Raw genomic sequence first — 17,302 nt, 5'->3', positions numbered from 1 at the left:
TCATGGCCTCCGTCCCGACATCCACGCCTACCCAACTTCCGGCGCCATTGCTCGGAAACGAAGGCGTCCCCGCCGCCACGACGTTCAACTGGGGCTTCGAAATGCCGGACGGGAGCCGGTTCACGGACGATCAGTGGACGCCGCTCCGGCACGCCGCCGAACTGTTCCTGTTCTCGCTGCGGGCCGATCCGCCCGAAGGGCGGATGCCACTTCGCAAGGAAACGGTCGATGGTCACTTCAGCCACATCCGCTTCCTCGTTCGATGGATGGCAGCCGAGAACGTCCGATGCTTCAAGGATCTCGATCAAGACGCCGTCGACCGGTTCGTGGCCATGTTGCGCGCCCGTCCCGGCAGGAACGCTTCACGGCTCTCCCTCAGCACCGCCGAAGGCTATCTCGGCACGATCCGCACGTTCCACATGCAGCGCGACAAGCTGGACGACGCGCCGCTGATGGCGCCGCCTCGCGCCGGTTCGGTTGGGAAGCGGCACTGGAAACCTTATGGCGGCCATCCCTATACGCCCGACGAGATCGCCGTGCCTCTCATCAGCGGCGCTATGGAACTGCTCGGTGACCCAGCGGACCAGATACTCGCGCTGCGCGATCGCCTCGAAGATCTGTATGAGAAGTTTCGACAACAGCATCAGGGGCGAAGGCTCCACTGGCATATCAGACGCGCCATGTTGGCTGAGCCATGCCCCCACGCGGATCTGTATCCGAATCCGGAATGGCCGCTGCGCCGCCTGACGTTCATGCTCGATCGCCTTGGCGACGCCTGCTTCGTCGTCATCGCCTATCTCGTTGGCGCGAGAGCCTCCGAAATACTCAGGCTTGAGGAGGGTTGCCTCGAACGGCGCGCGGCCGACGGAGACGGCGAGGAACACGTCTATCTGGTCGGCACGATCACGAAGACGTCGCTGACGGAACATGGGGACGTCCATCGCTGGCTCGCGCCCGAGCCGGTCCAGCGGGCGATCCACATCCTCGAACGTCTCTCCGCTCCGCTTCGCGAACTTAGCGGGAAGAGGAACCTCTGGCTCCACCAGCTCGGCCGGGGACGCTCGCCGCTTCCGACGATGATGCCCGTCGCTCGACTGCGATCACCCATGGTCAATATCCGCTTGAACGAACGACTTGCGCCGTTCCTTGCCTTGCCGGAACACCAAGGCGGAACCTGGCACCTGACCACCTATCAGGGTCGCAAGACGTTCTCACGGTTCATCGGGCGGCGCGACCGCACCGGCCTGACGGCGCTGCAACGCCATCTCGGCCATGTCCACCGCGCGATGACCGACCGGGCCTATGTGGGCACCGACTTCGAGCTTGCCCAGCTGATCGACGACCAAGCCGCCGAAGAAACCCGCAAGGCGCTGGAAGACCTGCTCCTGGCGCCGAACGTCGCCGGGAAGGCGGGCGTCATGCTCTCCGAGCGATCGCCGTTCCGCGGGCGCACGCTATCGAGCGACGTCGATGGATATATCACCGAGATCCTCGCCGGCACGGATATGCGCCTCGGCGTATGCGACTGGGGCTACTGCCTCTACCGCCGGGAGACCTCCGCTTGCCTCGGCGGCGAGCGCGAGCCGAACCCGGTGCTTCGCACACAAAGCACCTGCTCGACTTGCGCCAACTTCGCCGTGACCGACCGGCATAGGCCGGTCTGGGAAGCGCGGCTTGAACGAAACACCGCATTGATCCAGCGCGATGACCTCGATCGCGAGAGCCGAGCACTTGCCGAAGCCCGCATCCAGGAATCTCGCCGTATCCTCGACCAGCTCGACGAAGGAAATGCCGGTGACGTCTGAATCTGACCTATCCACCCCGCAGGCCCGTCGCCGGGCGAACACCAATGCACGTCTGCGCGAAGCCCTTGGCGTCCTTGCCAAAGACCCGTCCGCCGCGCCAACGGTCGCCGCTCTTGCACGAGCAGCCGGGGTCGGCCGCAACATCATCTATACGCACCATGCCGACGTTCTTGACGCCCTGCGCGAGCTTCAATCGCAACGTGAGGGCGCCACTGAAATGGCCGCCGGCGATGCCGATCGCACACGCTCTGCTCTTCGGCACGTGGAAGCCAAGAACATCGCCCTCGCAACACATAATGCCAGCCTGCTGAAGCGCGCCCTCGAGGCCGAACAGCGCGCGGAGCGCCTTGAACGCCGCAACGCGCAACTCGTGCAGGAACTCGATCGGATACGCCTGCCCGTCCCTATCCGCATCAACGCCGAAGCGCCCGATCCCTCCACTGCCTGAAGGCGGTCACGCCCTAATCGGGCGTCTTGGAAGGGGAGGAGGACTGGGGATGTCGGAAATGCGGGCTTTGCGCAGCCAATACGACAGGTCGATGCAGACCTAATGCAGCCTCAAATGGAAGGTGGCGCCGCAAGACGCTTTCCTGAAGCAATGGGCACCGGCTCGCGCCGCATGGGCGAATGGGCAGAAGGTCGAGCGGCTGATCGGCTACGACACGTCGCCCTCCGATTCCCGGCGTCATGCCCATGCTGCCGGGCTGGACGATCCGCTGTTCCAGTGCCGCTATCCGCTGCGCGAATGGAACTGGACGCGCGATCGCTGCATCGCCCGGATCGAGGCCGCCGGTCTCCCGGTGCCGCCCAAGTCGAGCTGCTTCTTCTGCGGCGCCATCCGGCCCGATGAAGTACGCGCCCTGCCGGCGTGGTGCCTTCGCTTGATTGTCCTGATTGAGGCCCGCGCCGAACCGCGCCTGCGCACCGTCGAGGGATTGTGGCGCCGATCGACCAGGACCCGGCCCGGCAGGATCACCGATTTCATCCGCGCCGAGCGGCTGCTCCCCGAGGCCGAGATCGACGCGATCCGTCGCGATGCGCCGACCGATCTCATCCGTTTCCAGGACGCCGCCAGCATCGTGCCGATCGCCGAGCGGCCGACGATGGAAGAATGGATCGCGAGTTTCAACGCCGGCTTGATGGAGGCAGCATGACCAGCACCATATCCCGGATCGCCGAGCTCAATGACCGCGTGCGGCTCGGCCTCGATCGAAACGCGCGGATCGTGATGACGGCGACCTGTCTCGCCACATTGGCAGGCGGCGACCGCATCGTCAGCGAAGCCGTCGCCCAGGCCGCGGTACTCGCGGCCGTCCGGCGCTACGAATTCAAGCCTGATGACGGCCCGGAACGCAACTACGGGCAGTTCGAGCTCGAGGGTCACATCGTCTGCTTTCGCATCGATTATTACGATCCCTCGCTCGAATGGGGCTCGGAAGATCCTGCCGACGCCGCGGTGACCGTCCGTGTCCTGACGATCATGCTCCCCTGCGACGATTGAGCCGATCAGTCGCCTCGCCAATTTCCAACCAAAATGGAGGTAATCTTGCGCCGCATCACACCCGCGACGTCCGAGGACGGACAAGCCATTGCGATTGCCGTTGAACGCCTGCGCGAAGCCCGTAACCTGCTGCGCAGGGCGGGCGCGCGCCGCGCGGCATCGGCAGCAGGTCAGGCCATCAACAGCGCCGAAGGCGCCGCGCGGCACGTCGCGCACAGAATGCGGAGGACACACGCATGAGCAGGCACATTCTCCCGCCCAAGGCCGGCCATCCCGACGTCATCTGCGCGGCGGTAGGCTGGGACCGACCGCTCCAGACCTATTATGCTCAGGTGTGCTTTCGCACCGATGATGAGCCCGATGAAGGGGAAGCGCTGATCTGGCGGGGCACGGAACCGGGCGAGCTTCCCACGCCCGAGGCCGCGATCGCCGTTATCACGCCCTATGCGGAAATCCCGCCGAGGCTTGCCGAACAGCTCCTCGCCGACATGACCGCGACGATCGGCGAGAAGGATGGCCGGCACCAGGCCGAGGTCAAGCGGCGGCTGTTCGGCTCGATTCATTAGGATCGGGCCGTTCGAGGCAGAAACGCTTGCGCCCGGGTGTCGCCTCGATACCCTCTGCGCGCGGAGAAAACCGATGACGTCCGTACCGACAGATTATGATTCCGCCCGTGCGGCGCTGACACGGCTTATCCCGCTCGCCATGGGCGACACCGGGCAGGCGCGCCGCGTCGCGAACTTTCTGATGGCCTGGTGGAATGGCCCGGAGCTTGGTCATTTCGAGATCGCCGACATGTTCGGCCTCGACATCGACGTGGCAAACGACATCACGAGCGTGATCGGCTTTCTCGGCCAGAACGACCGCGGCGCCGTCTATATCGACGGTCTCGGTTTCGCCGAAGAGATGCAGGATGTCATTGCCCTGTGGCGGCCATCGGCAAGCGCTCCCCAGACTTGACACGCATCGCGTGATTGCGAGGCCCTGAAGTACCCGACGGCGCCGAAGTGGCGCGTCGGAGCGGCGCTGGCGCGCCTTACTCGGCCGAACGGCCGAGGAGAGGAGCGGGTGAGAGAAGGTGTTCGGACAAGGGGTTCGAGCGCACTTTCTCAGGAGACTTCCCATGAACATCGGCACCATCACCCAGAACGCCAGCGGCACCTACACCGGCAAAATCTCGACGCTCACGGTCGCGATCGTCATCGCCCTTCGCACCGTCCATTCCGCCAATCCGCGTGCGCCCAAGTTCGAGATCCTCGCGCTCTCGGCGGCACGCCAGTGGGTCCAGGTCGGCTCACTGTTCGAGCTGGCGTCCAATGCGACCGGCGAAATGTTCCTCAACGGCAAGATCGAGGATCCCAGCCTCGACAAGCCGCTCTACATCTCGGCGTTCCGTCAGGACGACGGCTCGTACAACATCGTCTGGTCGCGTCCCAACCGCCGCCGCGATGCGCCGACCGACACCGCCCCGGCCGACGACAGCCTGCCGCCGCTGCCCGGTGCGGACGAGCCGGCCAAGCCGAACGGCCTCGCCGGTACGGATGGCCTGGGTGAATCCTCGGCCGAGGGCGCGTTCGGCGGCGAGCCCGCGCAGGGCAATGGCCGCCGTCGCCGCACGCCCGAGATGGCCGACTGACGATCCTCTCTCCCTGCCGCGCGCGTCCCTCCGGCGCGCGGCAACCCCGCAGGGCTCGTTTGCCTCACGGCAAGCGGGCCCTGCCTTCGTTTCCCTGTGACCGTGTCCTCAGCTATCGTCCTCGCGCGCGCGACAGAGAGGACTTGAAATTTATCCGGAAACTCCGTACTTTCCGGACAGGAGAATCACCATGCCCCAGACTGTCAGTTCCGTTGAGGCGTCAAAGGCCTTCGGCCGCATCAGCCGCCAGGCGCTGGTTGCGCCCCTTACCATCACGCATCATGGCCACGATAGCCTCGTGTTGATGTCGGCCGCCGAATATCAGCGGCTCAAGCGGCGCGATCGCGAGGTCTTCACGTTGACTGACGTGCCGGAGGAAATCGTGGAGGGGGTTCGAGCGGCGCGAGCGCCGGCAGAAGCCGCTGCCTTCGATCACGAGGTCGAGTCCTGACGAGTGCAAATTCCCGATCCAGTTCCCGGCCTCGTAATTCGCTACTCGTATCTCTGGAGCCATGAAGCAAAGGCAGGTCACGAAGAAGGCAGCAAAGACCGTCCCTGCGCCGTGCTGCTCGCGACGACAAATAAGGCAGGCGCCAAGATGGTCACCATCCTGCCAGTGACCCATACGCCGCCGTCCGACACGAGCCTTGCCGTTGAAATTCCGCACGCGACGAAGGTTCGTCTCGGGCTCGATGATGATCGCTCGTGGGTCGTCCTCACGGAGCTCAACTATTTTCAATGGCCCGGGCCCGATCTTCGGACGGTGCCCGGCGATCCATTGGGCGAGGTTGCATACGGTCAGCTTCCAACCGCCTTCTACGAAACCATCCGCACCCGCTGGCTCGCCGCCTACGACGCCGGCAAGGTCACGCAGGTCAAGCGTACCTCCTGACCAGTATCGGCCGCGCCCGCATTTGCCACGCGGCGCGGATCATCGCGACTTCGGAGTGAGAACACATGGGAACGAACCAGCGGCACGGCAATCGGGCGGTGAGCACGGCCGAGACCTTGAGCGACAAGCAGCGGGCCGATCTCGCGGGCGCGCGACCTACGGACGAAGAGATCGCCGCCGACCGATGGGCTGATGAGCATGATACCGCGCGCGAAAGGTCCCGCCGCGCGAAACTCCGTCTGCCATTTCGCGCCTGAGGCCGCCGAGGCCGAGCAATACGAGGCTCTGCCCTCAATCCCGATCGCTGCGTCTAGCGGGCCTCGCCGAACGGGCTTGCCCGTGACCGATTGCTGAGCACGAACTCCTGAGGGCGCTCCGCCGCCGGCGCCGGGGTCAAGAGCAGCGCGCCGCGCGATCGTCCATCGGGTAGAGCCCCGCCGCGGCCAGCAGCCTTCTTTCGCCTGTTCCTGACACCTGCGGCGAGACGAAGACGTCCCGCAACCCCATCCGGTCGCCCGTGTTGCCGCTTCGCGGCTGCCCGCGCCAACTCCCTCCAGGGGTTCCCCTCCGCTGACGCTACGGTGCGGACCCTCTCCGCACGCCGCTCTTCGGTGTCACCGGCGGGAAGGCCGCTGGACCCAACGAGGAGCACTACCATGAACAACGTCAATCTCGCCGGCCGCGTCGCCAAGGACCCCGAGACCCGCGGCGCCGTCACCACCCTCATTGTCGCGACCGATCGCGTGAAGCTCAGGGACGGCAAGACCTATGTCGACGACGCCACCGGCTACACCGCCAAAGAGACAGAGTTCCACAAGGTCACCTGCTTCAACGGCCTCGGCAAGGCCGGCGCCTCGCGCAAGAAGGGCGATGTCGTCGCCATCACCGGCCGGCTGCACTATTCGAGTTGGGAGGATCGCGACGGAGTCACCCGGTACGGCTGCGAGATCATCGCCGACAAGATCGACTTCTTCTGACCCGGTAGAGCGGCGCCTGCGGGCGCCGCCCTTCAGCTCAACTGGCCCGGGAAGTTCGCGCGTCGCCCCGTCTCGAGGTTGTGGACCATGTTCTCGACGCCGATCGCGTAGAACTCGCCGACATGGAAGCTCGCCCCATCCCGGAGCTTCCACTCCTGATCGGTGACGACCTTGATCACGCTGTTCACCAGCGCGATCACGTCCTGCTCCGCCAGCGGATAGAGGATCGGCTCGATCTGCCACAGGCGGTCGCCATGAATATCACGTTGCCGCAGGAGCTGCTGATAGACGGCGAGTTTCGCCACCAGCCCCGGTGGCTCATTGCCATGCAACAGTGCAGCATATCGCGATAGACGCTCCTCATAGTTCGCCTGAATCTGGGCCTTCACTCTTCATTCCTTCAACATTGCCTGCGGCGTCGGTGCTCGATCATTTGGCGCATCCCGGCCCTTCGACAGGCTCAGGCCGGGACCGGCGCTCTACTCGCCTGCGGCTCCCGGAGCCACGGCCTTGCCGCGTCTCCGCCCTGCCGGGTTACGATCACCTTGCGGGGGTGATGGGGAGGGGGTTTCTCCTGGGACAGTATGGAGCGATTTGCTGTTAACCCGGCCGCCGCGCGGCCGGGGCAAATCCAATTCTCTCTCTAACATCTCGGTATCAGACAAGCTTCATCGCCGTAGTGTGATGTGCCTTGGGGGGCTTTCTCAAGGATGCGCGGTCCCCCCAATTTTCCCGGGACCGTCGCTGCGCTCTGGCCCCAAGAAAATCGGTTCCCCCACGCCCCGCCGAGGCGGCGCGGGGACTTGTCCCCGCGTCCCTGACAAAGCCCCGTCGGCCCATCCGATGAGATTTCATCTTTCATCCAATCCCGGATGAGAGATCGACTTGTTCGGAGGCTTTTATGACTTCTTTCAACAATTTCGCCGACCTTGCCAGCTTCGTCGCCGCGTCGCGTGAAAATGACGGACTGACCCAGACCTACGAGGGCGCGTTCATCGAACATAGCGAGATGGCCAAGCTCAGCATCGTCGAAGCGCCCGAAGCACTTGACATGCCCGATCCCGAGCAGGTGCGGGCCGCCACCGAGATGATGATGCAGACCATGTTCGACGTGCTGCGCGACACCCGCATGGAGCCGTTTGCGGCCGATCTGGCGTGGGGTTTCGCCAACAGCTTCCATGTCGTGGCGAAGCGTATCGAGGGCCGCGAGGATGACGCCGCCAAGAAGCTCGGCGATCTCGCACGCAGCTATGATCCGTCCGAGATCTACGCGACCGAACTCGAAGACACCCAGCTCCTCTGCCAGACCCTCCAGGGTTGCCGCGAGGCGATGGAATGCATGCGCGACCATGCCGCCGAGGTCTATCGGGTCGAAACCGGCAAGCCCTTCTCGCCGGTGCGGGGAAGCCGGGTTTCCAGCGCGCTTACCGCATCGATGATCGAGGCCCGCGACTATCTTGCCTCGAAAGCCCGGGAGCGCCGCGAGCAGTTCGCCCCCGAAGGCCCGGTCGTGGCGTTCTCCGGTGGTCAGGTGTGGGAGGACGTGGACCTGCTCTGGAACGGTCTCGACAGCATCAAGGCACGCATCCCGGAGATGATCCTCGCGACCACCGCGCAAGCGAAGGGCTGCGATGCCGTGGCGCACGCATGGGCGGCATCGCGCGGCGTCAAGGTCATCCAGTTCCGCCTCGATCGCAGTCAGGGCAACCGCGCCGCCTTCGTCCGCAATGACCGCATTCTCGGTCTCAAGCCGGTGGAAGCCGTCATCTGCGAAGGCTCGGGCATCCAGCAGAACCTCGCCCAGAAGCTGCGGCAGGCGGGGGTGCCGCTGCACATCGTCCGCCTCGCGCACCAGCGCACCCAGCGCAGCGCGTGAGTGCTCGCTTGGAGGGGCTCCGGCTTCGGCCGGGGCCTCTCCATCTTTTTCTGCGTGGACATGCGGCGCTCAGGGGCATCGAGCCCCTTCGCGCCGCGGGGGACTGAGCGCTGGCGCGCTCGCGCAATGGCCACCATTCGCACCGACTTCGCCCCGCCAGGCGGCCAGAGGGGAGAAGGGACGGGTGCTGCGTTCAGCAAGGGAGGACGAGATGTCCATTGTGTTTCGCATCACCACATCGGCCGACCATCAGGAACGCCAGACCGCCGTCATCAACGCCCGCCAGCTCGCCGCCTTCCGGGAATTTCTGCGCGGCCAAGGCGAGCGTCTCGACATGACCCTGCTGGATCCGGATTTCGCGGAGGACGACTATCTCTCCTATCGGTTCGAGGCGCGTGTCTGCCCGCTGGCGCTCGCCAGCATCGCACGCATCTTCGACTATCAGACCGATGTCATCACGGTGCTGGATGAGGCCCAGTTTCGCGGCCGCCGGGTCAGCGTCTATCGCGAGGGCGACACTGGCCCGATCACCCTGTCGGTCGGGCTGACCTCCGATCTCGGCCTCGAACTCGATCTGGCCTATCAGAATGCGTTCGCGCTGCTCGAAGGGCTTGGACTGCGACCGGAGAGCGTCGGCGAAATCCCGGTCGACAATGTCCGTGCCCGCCTCGCTGATCCCGCGATCCGGCGCAGCGTCGAAGCGCAGGGTGCAGCCCCATACCTGTCCCGGCTCGACCGCCTGATCGCGACCGGAGATCTTGACGACAGTTCCCGTCTGGAATGGGCATAGCCTCCGCCCGGACCAGACGTCGCGAAGGGGCGCGTCGCCGCGCGCGGCGCGCCCCGCAATGCCGCTGCGAGCCTATGCCGCGACCGGCGTTCGCGGTGTCAGCAGGGTATCGATCGCGCGCTGCAATTGGTCGGCGGCATCGACATCGTTTGTCGCCGCCAGATACTCTTTGGCCTGCCGCATCAATGCCAGCGCAAGCGCCCGTGTCACCGTCGGGTCCGTCTCCGAGAGGTCCATATCGCTACCTCGAGCGCGGTCCATCCTCGCGAGCTTCCGGGCCGTCGCTCCTCCCCGGAGAGCTCCCGCGCCGTGCGCGGGAGCCGGGGCTGGTAACACGTCGAGACATGCGCCTACGCTTTTAGTGCCAAGGCACCTGGACATGTGCGCAGGCACCCCGGCGTGAGATCACACCGAGCTGCCTTTCTCGACGGGATTACCAGTCCCGGCGCCGCAGCCTTCGCAGCGCAATCCGGCGCCTAACACAGACCTCCTGTGACACCAAGGCGAAGTCGTTTCGGCCCTGTCCAGCACCCTCCCGGATCAGTGGATTGTCCATCCGCTCCGCCCGCTGGCCGAGATCGGTGAAGGGTCCGTGCACGCCGTTCTCATAATTCGCAAAAGCCATGATGGGGCGGCGTTTCATCGTGACGACACCGGCTCGCTCGCGTGCCGCACGGACCCGTCGGTCCGCGCGCCGCTACGCCTTGCCGGAGGCGCTTCCCCGAGAGGAAAAATCTCTCACAGTCTTCCCATTCTGTCGGGCGGACGAGACCGTCTCAAGCCCGGCGGGGCCCCACCATTTTCTTCGGCGGATCGGGCGCTGCGCATCAATCTCGAACGACGGTGGCCGCCGAAGAAAATCGTGACCCCCACCGCCGCTTTGCGGTCGCCGGCAAGCCGGCGAGGCCTGACACGGTCCCGCCCGCCCGACGCCATTCCCCTGTCATTCAAGACGACAGGAGACGAACATGCAGACGATCACGAACATCGCCGCCGCCGATCAGCACGCCGCCTACTTCGCCGCCGTCGCCAATGCCGAGCGCCGCGCGATGCACAGCTACTTCGACCAGCATGTGGTCGAGGACGATGAGCTGGGGTTCCTCGCCATTGACGAGGGCGACTACGGCGCGCTCGGACAGGCGATGATCGACCGGATCGTCTACACCGCGCCGGGCGGCATCATCGACGAATTCTGAACGATAGGGGAGGGGCTGCGGCCTCTCCCCTTTTTTTGCTGGGAGAGGAACGGTCACGGGGGGCATCGAGCCCCCCATGACCGTGCCGCGGCGTTGCCGCGGCGGGGGATGATTCAGGCCTTGAGCCGCTTTTCGACTTCCTCGAAACCCAGTGTCTTGATGCGGGCCGTCAGATCGGCGAGCCGCTTAGGTTCAAGCTTCAGCAGTCCGGATTTCTCGATCGTCGCGATCGCCTGCTCGCGCTCTTTCTCTTCGAGCTTCCTGCGCCGCTCTTCCAGCCGGCGCTGATCCTCTTCGAGAGCCTGTCTCTCCTGTTCCAGTGTCTTTGCCATAGGTGCCTCTTGTGAAGGCTAATCGGGCTATGAACTGGCTGAACATAGCGCTGGTTGGTGAGGGCAGGAAGAAGAAGATTCATGGGGCTGGGCGCATCGGGCCTGCGCCCGACGACGGCTCTATTCGCTAGGGCTCCCGATGCCCTTCAGGCAACGAGAGCCCAACCTCACGGAGCCAAGGCATGCGCCTTGTCTCCGCCCTTCGGGTCACGATCCTCGCCTTTCCAACGCGGCCCTTTGGCCGACGTTGATGCTGCGCATCGGGGCTTTTCGCGCCCTGATCGGATCGGTGACACCGGCCTCGCGCGTTCCGCCTCACGGCGGCGCGTACCTCGCCGGTCCCGGCAACCGGCTCCTCTCCGACGACATCGTAACAGGCCCAGGGACAGGGGATCGGGCTCTTGGGATTAGCACACCCTACGCACCTGAAGGTGCATGAGTTCCGTTGTTTCACAACGGGTTAGCGCGGAAGGAAAGGAGACTACGTTGTAGTACGAGCTGGTGGGCGGGCAAAAACGGCGGAAATCAGCCATTCGCGCGTGGTCTGTGAGACTACGGCCTGCTGGTCCATGACGATCAACTTGCCGGAACCGGGCCGCTCGGCTATAAATAGAGCCATTCTTCAGTCCCCACCAGCCTCCCTGCTAGGAGGTTGGTCTTGGCTACCAGTTACCGGCATTACAACGTCCGCCTGGAGCGCGCCCAATGGGACCGCCTCAGCGTGATCGCCGCCGAACAGAAATTGAGCGTCGCCGACGTCATCCGGTCGGCCCTCAATGTCTTCCTTTCATCCTCCGACGTGCTGACCGCGAGCCAGCGCCGCCTGGCCCGGATCAGCGAGTTCCAGCAGCTCGTGCTCGACGTCATTCTGCGCGAGCAATATCCTGAGCTTCGCGACCGCCTCGTTGCCGAAACCGACAAGCGCCTGGTGCAATATCATGGCGCGTGAGGACATCCGCTCGAACGGGAAAAACATCCCGCTGACCCACCACTCTGCGCGCGGCCGCGTGCAGCGAAACTCGGGCAATTTCACCCGCGGCTCACAGCTTCTCACCCACGAGATGCTGATGTGGTTTTCGGGCGCGCGGCTGCCCATCATGGTCTGGTTCTTCGCCTTCCTCGCGGCCTGGTTCGTCATCCTCTCGATCCGCCTCCACGAGCACGGATTCCAGCTCGTCTGCATGAAGATCTATTCGGCGCTCTGGAACTGGGTCGACCTCAATCCCAACAAGCGCGTCAACGTCACCCTGCCCAATGGCGAGATCTACAAAACGGTCATGCCCGTGGTGCCCTATATCCCGGCCGTGCAGCAGGCCTGGGAGACCACCATCCGGGCGCTGATCGGCTCGATCCTCGTCTCGGTTTTCGTGGTCGCGCCACTCACCATCTGGTTCGTCGACATCTCGCGCAGGCGTGGGCGTTCGATCCTTCAGGAACGCCATGAGCGCGGCGCCATGCTGGTCGATCGCGCCGTGCTGGTCTCCGAAATCGCGCAGCACAATGCGGAAAAATTCGCGGAGGACGCGCGCGAGTTCTTCCCCGGCCGCTCGTCCGCCGCCGTGCTCAAATTGCCGTTCGCGACACGGAAGGCGGGCGGCATCCACCATCCCTATACGCTCGCCGGCATCCCCTATCCGCACCGCCTCGAGCAGTCCCATTCCATGCTGATCGGCACCACCGGCGCGGGCAAGACCACCGAGCTCAGGAGTCTGGTCAGCCAGATGCGCCAGCGCCAGGACAGCGCCGTGATCTTCGATCTCACCGGCGCCTATGTCGAAGCCTTCTACGATCCCATGCGCGACACGATCCTGAACCCGATGGACCAGCGCTGCCCGGCCTGGTCGATCTTCAACGACTGCTCGACCTACAGCCATTTCACGTCGGCCGCCGCGGCGCTCATTCCCTCCGATGGCGGCTCGTCCGAGCCCTTCTGGGCGCTCGCGGCCCGCACCCTGTTCATCGAGATGTGCGTCCGGCTTCAGGAGCGCGGCCAGACCACCAACCTGGCGCTCGCCGAGAACCTGATGACCGCCGATTTGAAGCGGGTGCATCGCTTCCTCGCGAACACCATCGCCGACCCGCTGACCGCCCCGGAAGCGGCCCGCATGGCGGAATCGATCCGCGCCGTCTTCAACACCAATGCGCAGGTCCTGCGTTTCCTGCCCGACGAAGGAGAGCCGTTCTCGATCCGGCACTGGATGACCACCGAGCGCGCGCCCGGATCGATCCTGTTCGTCACCTCCGACTACGACGATCTGGAGATGAACCGGCCGCTGCTGACGCTCTGGATGAACATCGCCATCACCAGCCTCATGACGCTGCCGCGCACGCGCAGCTTGCGGACCTGGTTCATGTTCGATGAGGTCGGCGCGCTGCACCGCCTGCCTGCGATCGAGAAGGGCCTGCAGACCGCGCGGAACTTCGGCGGCGCAATGATCCTGGGGCTCCACAGCTTCCAGAAGCTGGTCGAGGTCTATGGCGAGGAAGGCGCGCGAAATCTCGCCTCGCTCGCCCGCTCCAAGCTCATCCTCGCGACCAGCGAGTTCAAGACCGCCGAGGAGTGCTCGCAGTACATCGGCAACCGCGAAGTGCGGCAGATGGATGAGGCCTATAGCTACGGCTACAACAACAATCGCGACGCCTCGACCCTGACTCCGCGCAAGCAGGTCGAGCCCCTCGTGATCCCCGACGACATCACCAACCTGCCCTCGATGCACGGGTTCGTGAAATTCCCCGACGGTTTCCCGGCCGCGCGCATCCTTCTCGAATGGAAGAACTACCCCATCGTGGCGCCGGGCTTCCTGAAGCGTCCCGTGATGCAGCCCGTCCGGTCCAAGCGCGGGGAGGAGATTTTCGACGAGGAGGGCGGTGAGGCCGGCGGCAGGGACGGCGCCGTCCAGATCGTGGATGAGGTGGTCGAGCCAACCAATCTTGCGAAGGAAATGGCGGCGCGGATCCTGCAGTCGCCGAGCGAGGACCAGGCCGCCGAAACCCATCGTACCGCCCCGCGTAGCGATGACCGGCCGGTGCCCCCGCAGGCGAAGGGAGCGGGCGGCGGCAAGGAGGACGGCGCGCGCGGCAGGGACGCCCAGCAGGAGACCGGCCAGCGGCCCGCCGACGACCGGCGCGGACCGTCACCGCAGGCGCCGCAAGTCGAGGATCAGACCCTCATCGAACTGCGTCAGGGCTTCGCCGCGGGCCGTGACCAGGACGATCTCGACATGGGGATCTGATCCATGCTCTCGGTCGCCGCCGTCCGTTCCGCATCAGGCGCCGCGAACTATTTCGCGAAGGACGACTTCAAGGACAATTACTACACGGCCGATGGCTCCTCCGAGGTCAGTGCCTGGGGCGGGGCAGGGGCCGAAGCCCTCGCGCTTGAAGGCGAAGTCAGCCGCGAAAGCTTCGAGCAGATTCTGAGCGGCGTCCTGCCGAGCGGAGAGGGCGTCGCCCAGGTCGAAAACCGGCGCAACGGTGTCGACCTCACCTTCTCCGCGCCCAAGTCCGTGTCGGTCATGGCCTATGTCGCCGGCGACAAGCGGGTGCTCGCCGCCAACATGGTCGCGGTCCAGAAAACCATGGCCTGGGTCGAGAAGAATCTCGCCGAAGGGCGCAAGGACGTCGAGGGTCGCAAGGTGCCGGTGCCGACCGGCAAGCTCGTCTATGCGCTGTTCCAGCACGACACCAGTCGCGCGCTCGATCCGCAGGCCCATGTCCACTCCGTCATCGCCAATCTGACCCAGATGCCCGACGGCAAATGGCAGGCGCTGCACGCCGACAAGATCTGGTCGAATAACGCGGTCGTCGGGGCGATCTACCACGCCTACCTGCGCGCCGGGCTGGAGAAGCTCGGCTACCAGGTCGAGCTCAAGGGCAAGCACGGCACGTTCGAGATCATGGGCGTGCCCAAGGCGATCATCGATGCCTTCAGCCAACGGCGCGAGGCGATCCTCGAGAAGGCGGCCGAGCTCGGCATCGTCTCGGCCAAGGGGCGCGACGGCGTGACCACCACCACCCGCGATCCCAAGCTCAATGTCGAGGACCGCGACGGGCTCCTCAAAGGATGGATCGACAAGGCGGCGGAGCTCGGGTTCGACGGCAAAGGACTGCTCGCCTCGGCGCTGGCCCGGGCAGGGCAGGGCGCCGCCGACAACAAGCTGGAGCGGGGCTTCCGGGCGGTCACCGACGCGATCGCCGGCGCGCGCGATCTCATCGGCGGCTTCCTTCGCTCGCCCGATCCGCTGATCGACAGCGGCCTTGCCCGCGCCACCAAATCGCCGGCCGTCGCCCGGACGCAATTGGCGGTAGCCTCGGCCGTCCGCATCCTCGCCGAACGCGAGGCGGCGTTCGACGTCAACAAGCTCTCCAAGACCGCGCTGGACCTCGGCCTGAAGGGCGTCACCATCGAGACGGTCGAGCACCGGATCGAGCAGCTCTACGACAACCGCCAGCTAATCCCCGGTGTCGCCCGCGCCGGCGACAAGGGCGTCCGGATGGTGACCACCCAGGAGGCGCTGCGCACCGAGGAAGCCGTTCTCAAGGCGGTCGATGCGGGCGTGGGCAAGGCGGTGCCGATACTCCCCGCGCAGGATGGGCCCGCCCGCCTGCAGGAGGTCGCCGATCGCCCGCTCAATGCGGGGCAGCTCGCAGCCGCGACCCTGATCCTCTCCTCCGAAGATCGGACCGTGACTGTCCAGGGCGTCGCCGGCGCCGGGAAGTCGACCATGCTGCAGGCGGTTGCCCGGATCGCGGAAGGCGAAGGCAAGGATGTGCTGGGCCTGGCCTTCCAGAACAAGATGGTCGCCGACCTCGCCGAAGGGGCCGGGATCAAGAGCCAGACGATCGCCTCGTTCGTGCTCGCCAACGAGCGCTACCTGACCGAGCGCGATACGCCGCGCTACGAGGAGGCGCGCGAGCGGCTCGGCGGCGCGATGCTGGTCGTGGACGAGACCTCGATGGTCTCCAGCGCCGACATGCTGAAGCTTCACAGCATCGTCGAGGCGCTCGGCATCGACAAGCTCGTGCTGGTTGGCGATCGCCAGCAGCTCTCCTCGATCGACGCCGGCAAGTCCTTCGCGATGATCCAGGCCGCCGGCGGCACGATGGCCCGAATGGACGAGAATATCCGTCAGCGGACCGACACGCTGCGCACCGTCGCCGCGCTCGCCAATGTCGGTAAGGCGGGCGAGGCGATGAAGGTGCTGGGCGATAACGTCCACGAAAGCGCGAACCCGCCCGAAGAGGCCGCCGACAGGTGGCTCGCGCTGGGGGCGGACGACCGTGCCGCGACCCAGGTGTTTGCGTCTGGCCGGGAGTCCCGCGCCATCATCAACCAGCGCATCCAGGACGGCCTTGCCGCCGAGGGCACCGTGCGGGGCGAGGGCATCCATCTCATCGTCTATGACCGCGTGAACCTGACCCGCGAGGAGCTTCGCTACGCCGCCAGCTATCGGCCCGGCCTCACCCTCGATGTCGGCCGCGGCGGCGCGCAGGACGTCGGGCTCGCGCAGGGACGCTATGACGTCTCCAGGGTGCTGCCCTCGGGCAAGGTCGAACTGGTCGATGGGCGCCGCAAGATTCGCTTCGACCCGCAGCGCCTCTCGCCCACCGAAAAGCGGGACCGGCTCGAACTCACCGAGAAGAAGGATCTGCATGTCCGCGAGGGGGATCGCATCCGCTGGACCGCGAACGACAAGCCGCGCGACCTGCACAACGCGGCGCTCGCCCGGATCATCTCGGCCGATGCCTCGGGCATCACCGTCGAGACGGCGGGCAATCAGACCCTGACATTGGCGCCGGGCGATCCGATGCTCTCGCGTTTGGACCTCGCCTACGCGCTCAACATGCACATGGCGCAGGGCATCACCACCGACAAGGCGATCACGGTCATGGACAGCCATGAGCGCAACCTGTCGAACCAGCGCCTGTTCAATGTGGGCGTGACGCGGGTGCGCGACGAACTCACCATGATCGTGGACGATAAGGAAAAGCTCGAACGCCAGCTCGACCACAATGCCGGCAACAAGACCTCGGCCCTAGAGACGGTCGGCCGCCTCGATATCGACGGCAAGAAGGGCGGCGCCAAGCCGGTGAAGTTCGATCCCGGCCCGATCGACGGGATCAACCTCGCGGATCAGCCGGACATCCTCGCCGATCTTCCCCCCATTCCGGACGGGCCGCTTGAGCCCGCAGCACCGATCAAGGGCGACGGCCTCAAGGCGCCCCCGGATCTCAAGCCCGAAAAGGCAGACCTGCTGCCGCCGCTGCCCGAGCGCAGCCTGGGCCTTGATCTTTGAT

Annotated in this window: 20 protein-coding genes and 1 pseudogene; 18 read left to right on the top strand and 3 right to left on the bottom strand. The window is 65.5% G+C overall.

Features of this window, described 5'->3' with window-relative positions; all coding sequences use genetic code 11:
- Nucleotides 1-2 precede the first annotated feature (2 nt).
- The 12 genes and pseudogenes from ACIQCS_RS18650 (at nt 3) to ACIQCS_RS18595 (ending at nt 6,811) form a co-directional block, all read left to right on the top strand.
- A complete protein-coding gene (locus ACIQCS_RS18650) occupies nt 3-1,805 on the top strand; it encodes an integrase (RefSeq protein WP_048939390.1) in 1,803 nt (600 codons plus the stop codon).
- The gene (locus ACIQCS_RS18645) at nt 1,789-2,253 is read left to right on the top strand and encodes a hypothetical protein (protein ID WP_048939391.1); all 465 of its coding nucleotides are present in this window, start codon (nt 1,789-1,791) and stop codon (nt 2,251-2,253) included. Before ACIQCS_RS18650 ends, ACIQCS_RS18645 begins: the two co-directional genes overlap by 17 nt.
- Nucleotides 2,254-2,356: 103 nt before the next feature.
- Nucleotides 2,357-2,959 (top strand): annotated as a pseudogene (locus ACIQCS_RS18640) (hypothetical protein); the annotation flags it as partial.
- Complete coding sequence (locus ACIQCS_RS18635; protein ID WP_030090586.1) at nt 2,956-3,306, top strand: DUF3768 domain-containing protein; 351 nt, start codon at nt 2,956-2,958, stop codon at nt 3,304-3,306. The pseudogene ACIQCS_RS18640 and the gene ACIQCS_RS18635, both read left to right, overlap by 4 nt.
- A 45-nt stretch (nt 3,307-3,351) precedes the next feature.
- Complete coding sequence (locus tag ACIQCS_RS18630) at nt 3,352-3,546, top strand: hypothetical protein (protein WP_083216155.1); 195 nt, start codon at nt 3,352-3,354, stop codon at nt 3,544-3,546.
- A complete protein-coding gene (locus ACIQCS_RS18625) occupies nt 3,543-3,872 on the top strand; it encodes a hypothetical protein (protein ID WP_062787874.1) in 330 nt (109 codons plus the stop codon). Before ACIQCS_RS18630 ends, ACIQCS_RS18625 begins: the two co-directional genes overlap by 4 nt.
- 73 nt (nt 3,873-3,945) lie before the next feature.
- Complete coding sequence (locus ACIQCS_RS18620) at nt 3,946-4,266, top strand: hypothetical protein (protein ID WP_030090587.1); 321 nt, start codon at nt 3,946-3,948, stop codon at nt 4,264-4,266.
- A gap of 163 nt (nt 4,267-4,429) precedes the next feature.
- Entirely contained in the window at nt 4,430-4,942 is a 513-nt protein-coding gene (locus ACIQCS_RS18615; RefSeq protein WP_062787872.1) for a DUF736 domain-containing protein, read from the top strand.
- 190 nt (nt 4,943-5,132) lie between these two features.
- Nucleotides 5,133-5,393 carry a type II toxin-antitoxin system Phd/YefM family antitoxin gene (locus ACIQCS_RS18610; RefSeq protein ID WP_037505398.1) on the top strand — a complete coding sequence of 87 codons (261 nt, stop codon included), beginning with the start codon at nt 5,133-5,135 and terminating at the stop codon, nt 5,391-5,393.
- 3 nt (nt 5,394-5,396) lie between these two features.
- Nucleotides 5,397-5,834 (top strand): hypothetical protein, encoded by a 438-nt coding sequence (locus tag ACIQCS_RS18605; protein ID WP_030090590.1) that lies wholly within the window; start codon nt 5,397-5,399, stop codon nt 5,832-5,834.
- A gap of 65 nt (nt 5,835-5,899) precedes the next feature.
- Nucleotides 5,900-6,091: a hypothetical protein gene (locus ACIQCS_RS18600; RefSeq protein ID WP_062787870.1), complete on the top strand. Its 192-nt coding sequence runs from the start codon at nt 5,900-5,902 to the stop codon at nt 6,089-6,091.
- 399 nt (nt 6,092-6,490) lie between these two features.
- Entirely contained in the window at nt 6,491-6,811 is a 321-nt protein-coding gene (locus ACIQCS_RS18595; protein WP_062787869.1) for a single-stranded DNA-binding protein, read from the top strand.
- Nucleotides 6,812-6,843: 32 nt separating this feature from the next.
- On the opposite strand, the gene ACIQCS_RS18590 is transcribed toward ACIQCS_RS18595, so the two are convergent.
- On the bottom strand, nt 6,844-7,200 hold the full coding sequence (locus ACIQCS_RS18590) for a hypothetical protein (RefSeq protein WP_066703409.1): 357 nt from the start codon (nt 7,198-7,200) through the stop codon (nt 6,844-6,846).
- Nucleotides 7,201-7,712: 512 nt separating this feature from the next.
- Between ACIQCS_RS18590 and ACIQCS_RS18585 the strand changes: the two genes are divergently transcribed.
- The gene (locus ACIQCS_RS18585; RefSeq protein WP_030090592.1) at nt 7,713-8,687 is read left to right on the top strand and encodes a DUF2493 domain-containing protein; all 975 of its coding nucleotides are present in this window, start codon (nt 7,713-7,715) and stop codon (nt 8,685-8,687) included.
- A 184-nt stretch (nt 8,688-8,871) separates the two neighbouring features.
- On the top strand, nt 8,872-9,477 hold the full coding sequence (locus ACIQCS_RS18580) for a hypothetical protein (RefSeq protein WP_349290417.1): 606 nt from the start codon (nt 8,872-8,874) through the stop codon (nt 9,475-9,477).
- 72 nt (nt 9,478-9,549) lie between these two features.
- Here the strand turns inward: ACIQCS_RS18580 and ACIQCS_RS18575 are convergent, their stop codons facing one another.
- On the bottom strand, nt 9,550-9,714 hold the full coding sequence (locus ACIQCS_RS18575) for a hypothetical protein (protein WP_157077779.1): 165 nt from the start codon (nt 9,712-9,714) through the stop codon (nt 9,550-9,552).
- A 731-nt stretch (nt 9,715-10,445) separates the two neighbouring features.
- On the opposite strand from ACIQCS_RS18575, the gene ACIQCS_RS18570 reads away from it, so the two are divergent.
- Nucleotides 10,446-10,673, top strand: a complete 228-nt coding sequence (locus ACIQCS_RS18570) for a hypothetical protein (RefSeq protein WP_062787863.1) — start codon at nt 10,446-10,448, stop codon at nt 10,671-10,673.
- A gap of 113 nt (nt 10,674-10,786) precedes the next feature.
- On the opposite strand, the gene ACIQCS_RS18565 is transcribed toward ACIQCS_RS18570, so the two are convergent.
- Nucleotides 10,787-11,005 (bottom strand): hypothetical protein, encoded by a 219-nt coding sequence (locus tag ACIQCS_RS18565; RefSeq protein ID WP_030090596.1) that lies wholly within the window; start codon nt 11,003-11,005, stop codon nt 10,787-10,789.
- Between the two features lie 658 nt (nt 11,006-11,663).
- Here ACIQCS_RS18565 and ACIQCS_RS18560 point away from each other — a divergent pair.
- From ACIQCS_RS18560 to mobF, 3 genes are read left to right on the top strand one after another with little or no spacing between them, the layout of a single operon-like run.
- Nucleotides 11,664-11,954 (top strand): hypothetical protein, encoded by a 291-nt coding sequence (locus tag ACIQCS_RS18560; protein WP_030090597.1) that lies wholly within the window; start codon nt 11,664-11,666, stop codon nt 11,952-11,954.
- The gene (locus tag ACIQCS_RS18555) at nt 11,944-14,238 is read left to right on the top strand and encodes a type IV secretion system DNA-binding domain-containing protein (RefSeq protein WP_345846417.1); all 2,295 of its coding nucleotides are present in this window, start codon (nt 11,944-11,946) and stop codon (nt 14,236-14,238) included. Before ACIQCS_RS18560 ends, ACIQCS_RS18555 begins: the two co-directional genes overlap by 11 nt.
- Before the next feature lie 3 nt (nt 14,239-14,241).
- On the top strand, nt 14,242-17,301 hold the full coding sequence (mobF, locus tag ACIQCS_RS18550) for a MobF family relaxase (RefSeq protein ID WP_030090599.1): 3,060 nt from the start codon (nt 14,242-14,244) through the stop codon (nt 17,299-17,301).
- Nucleotide 17,302 lies beyond the last annotated feature (1 nt).

Source organism: Sphingomonas sp. NPDC092440 (assembly GCF_044754985.1).
Taxonomy (GTDB): Bacteria; Pseudomonadota; Alphaproteobacteria; order Sphingomonadales; family Sphingomonadaceae; genus Sphingomonas.
Note: the sequence above shows the minus strand (reverse complement) of the source record. Positions and strands in the feature narration are given on the sequence as shown.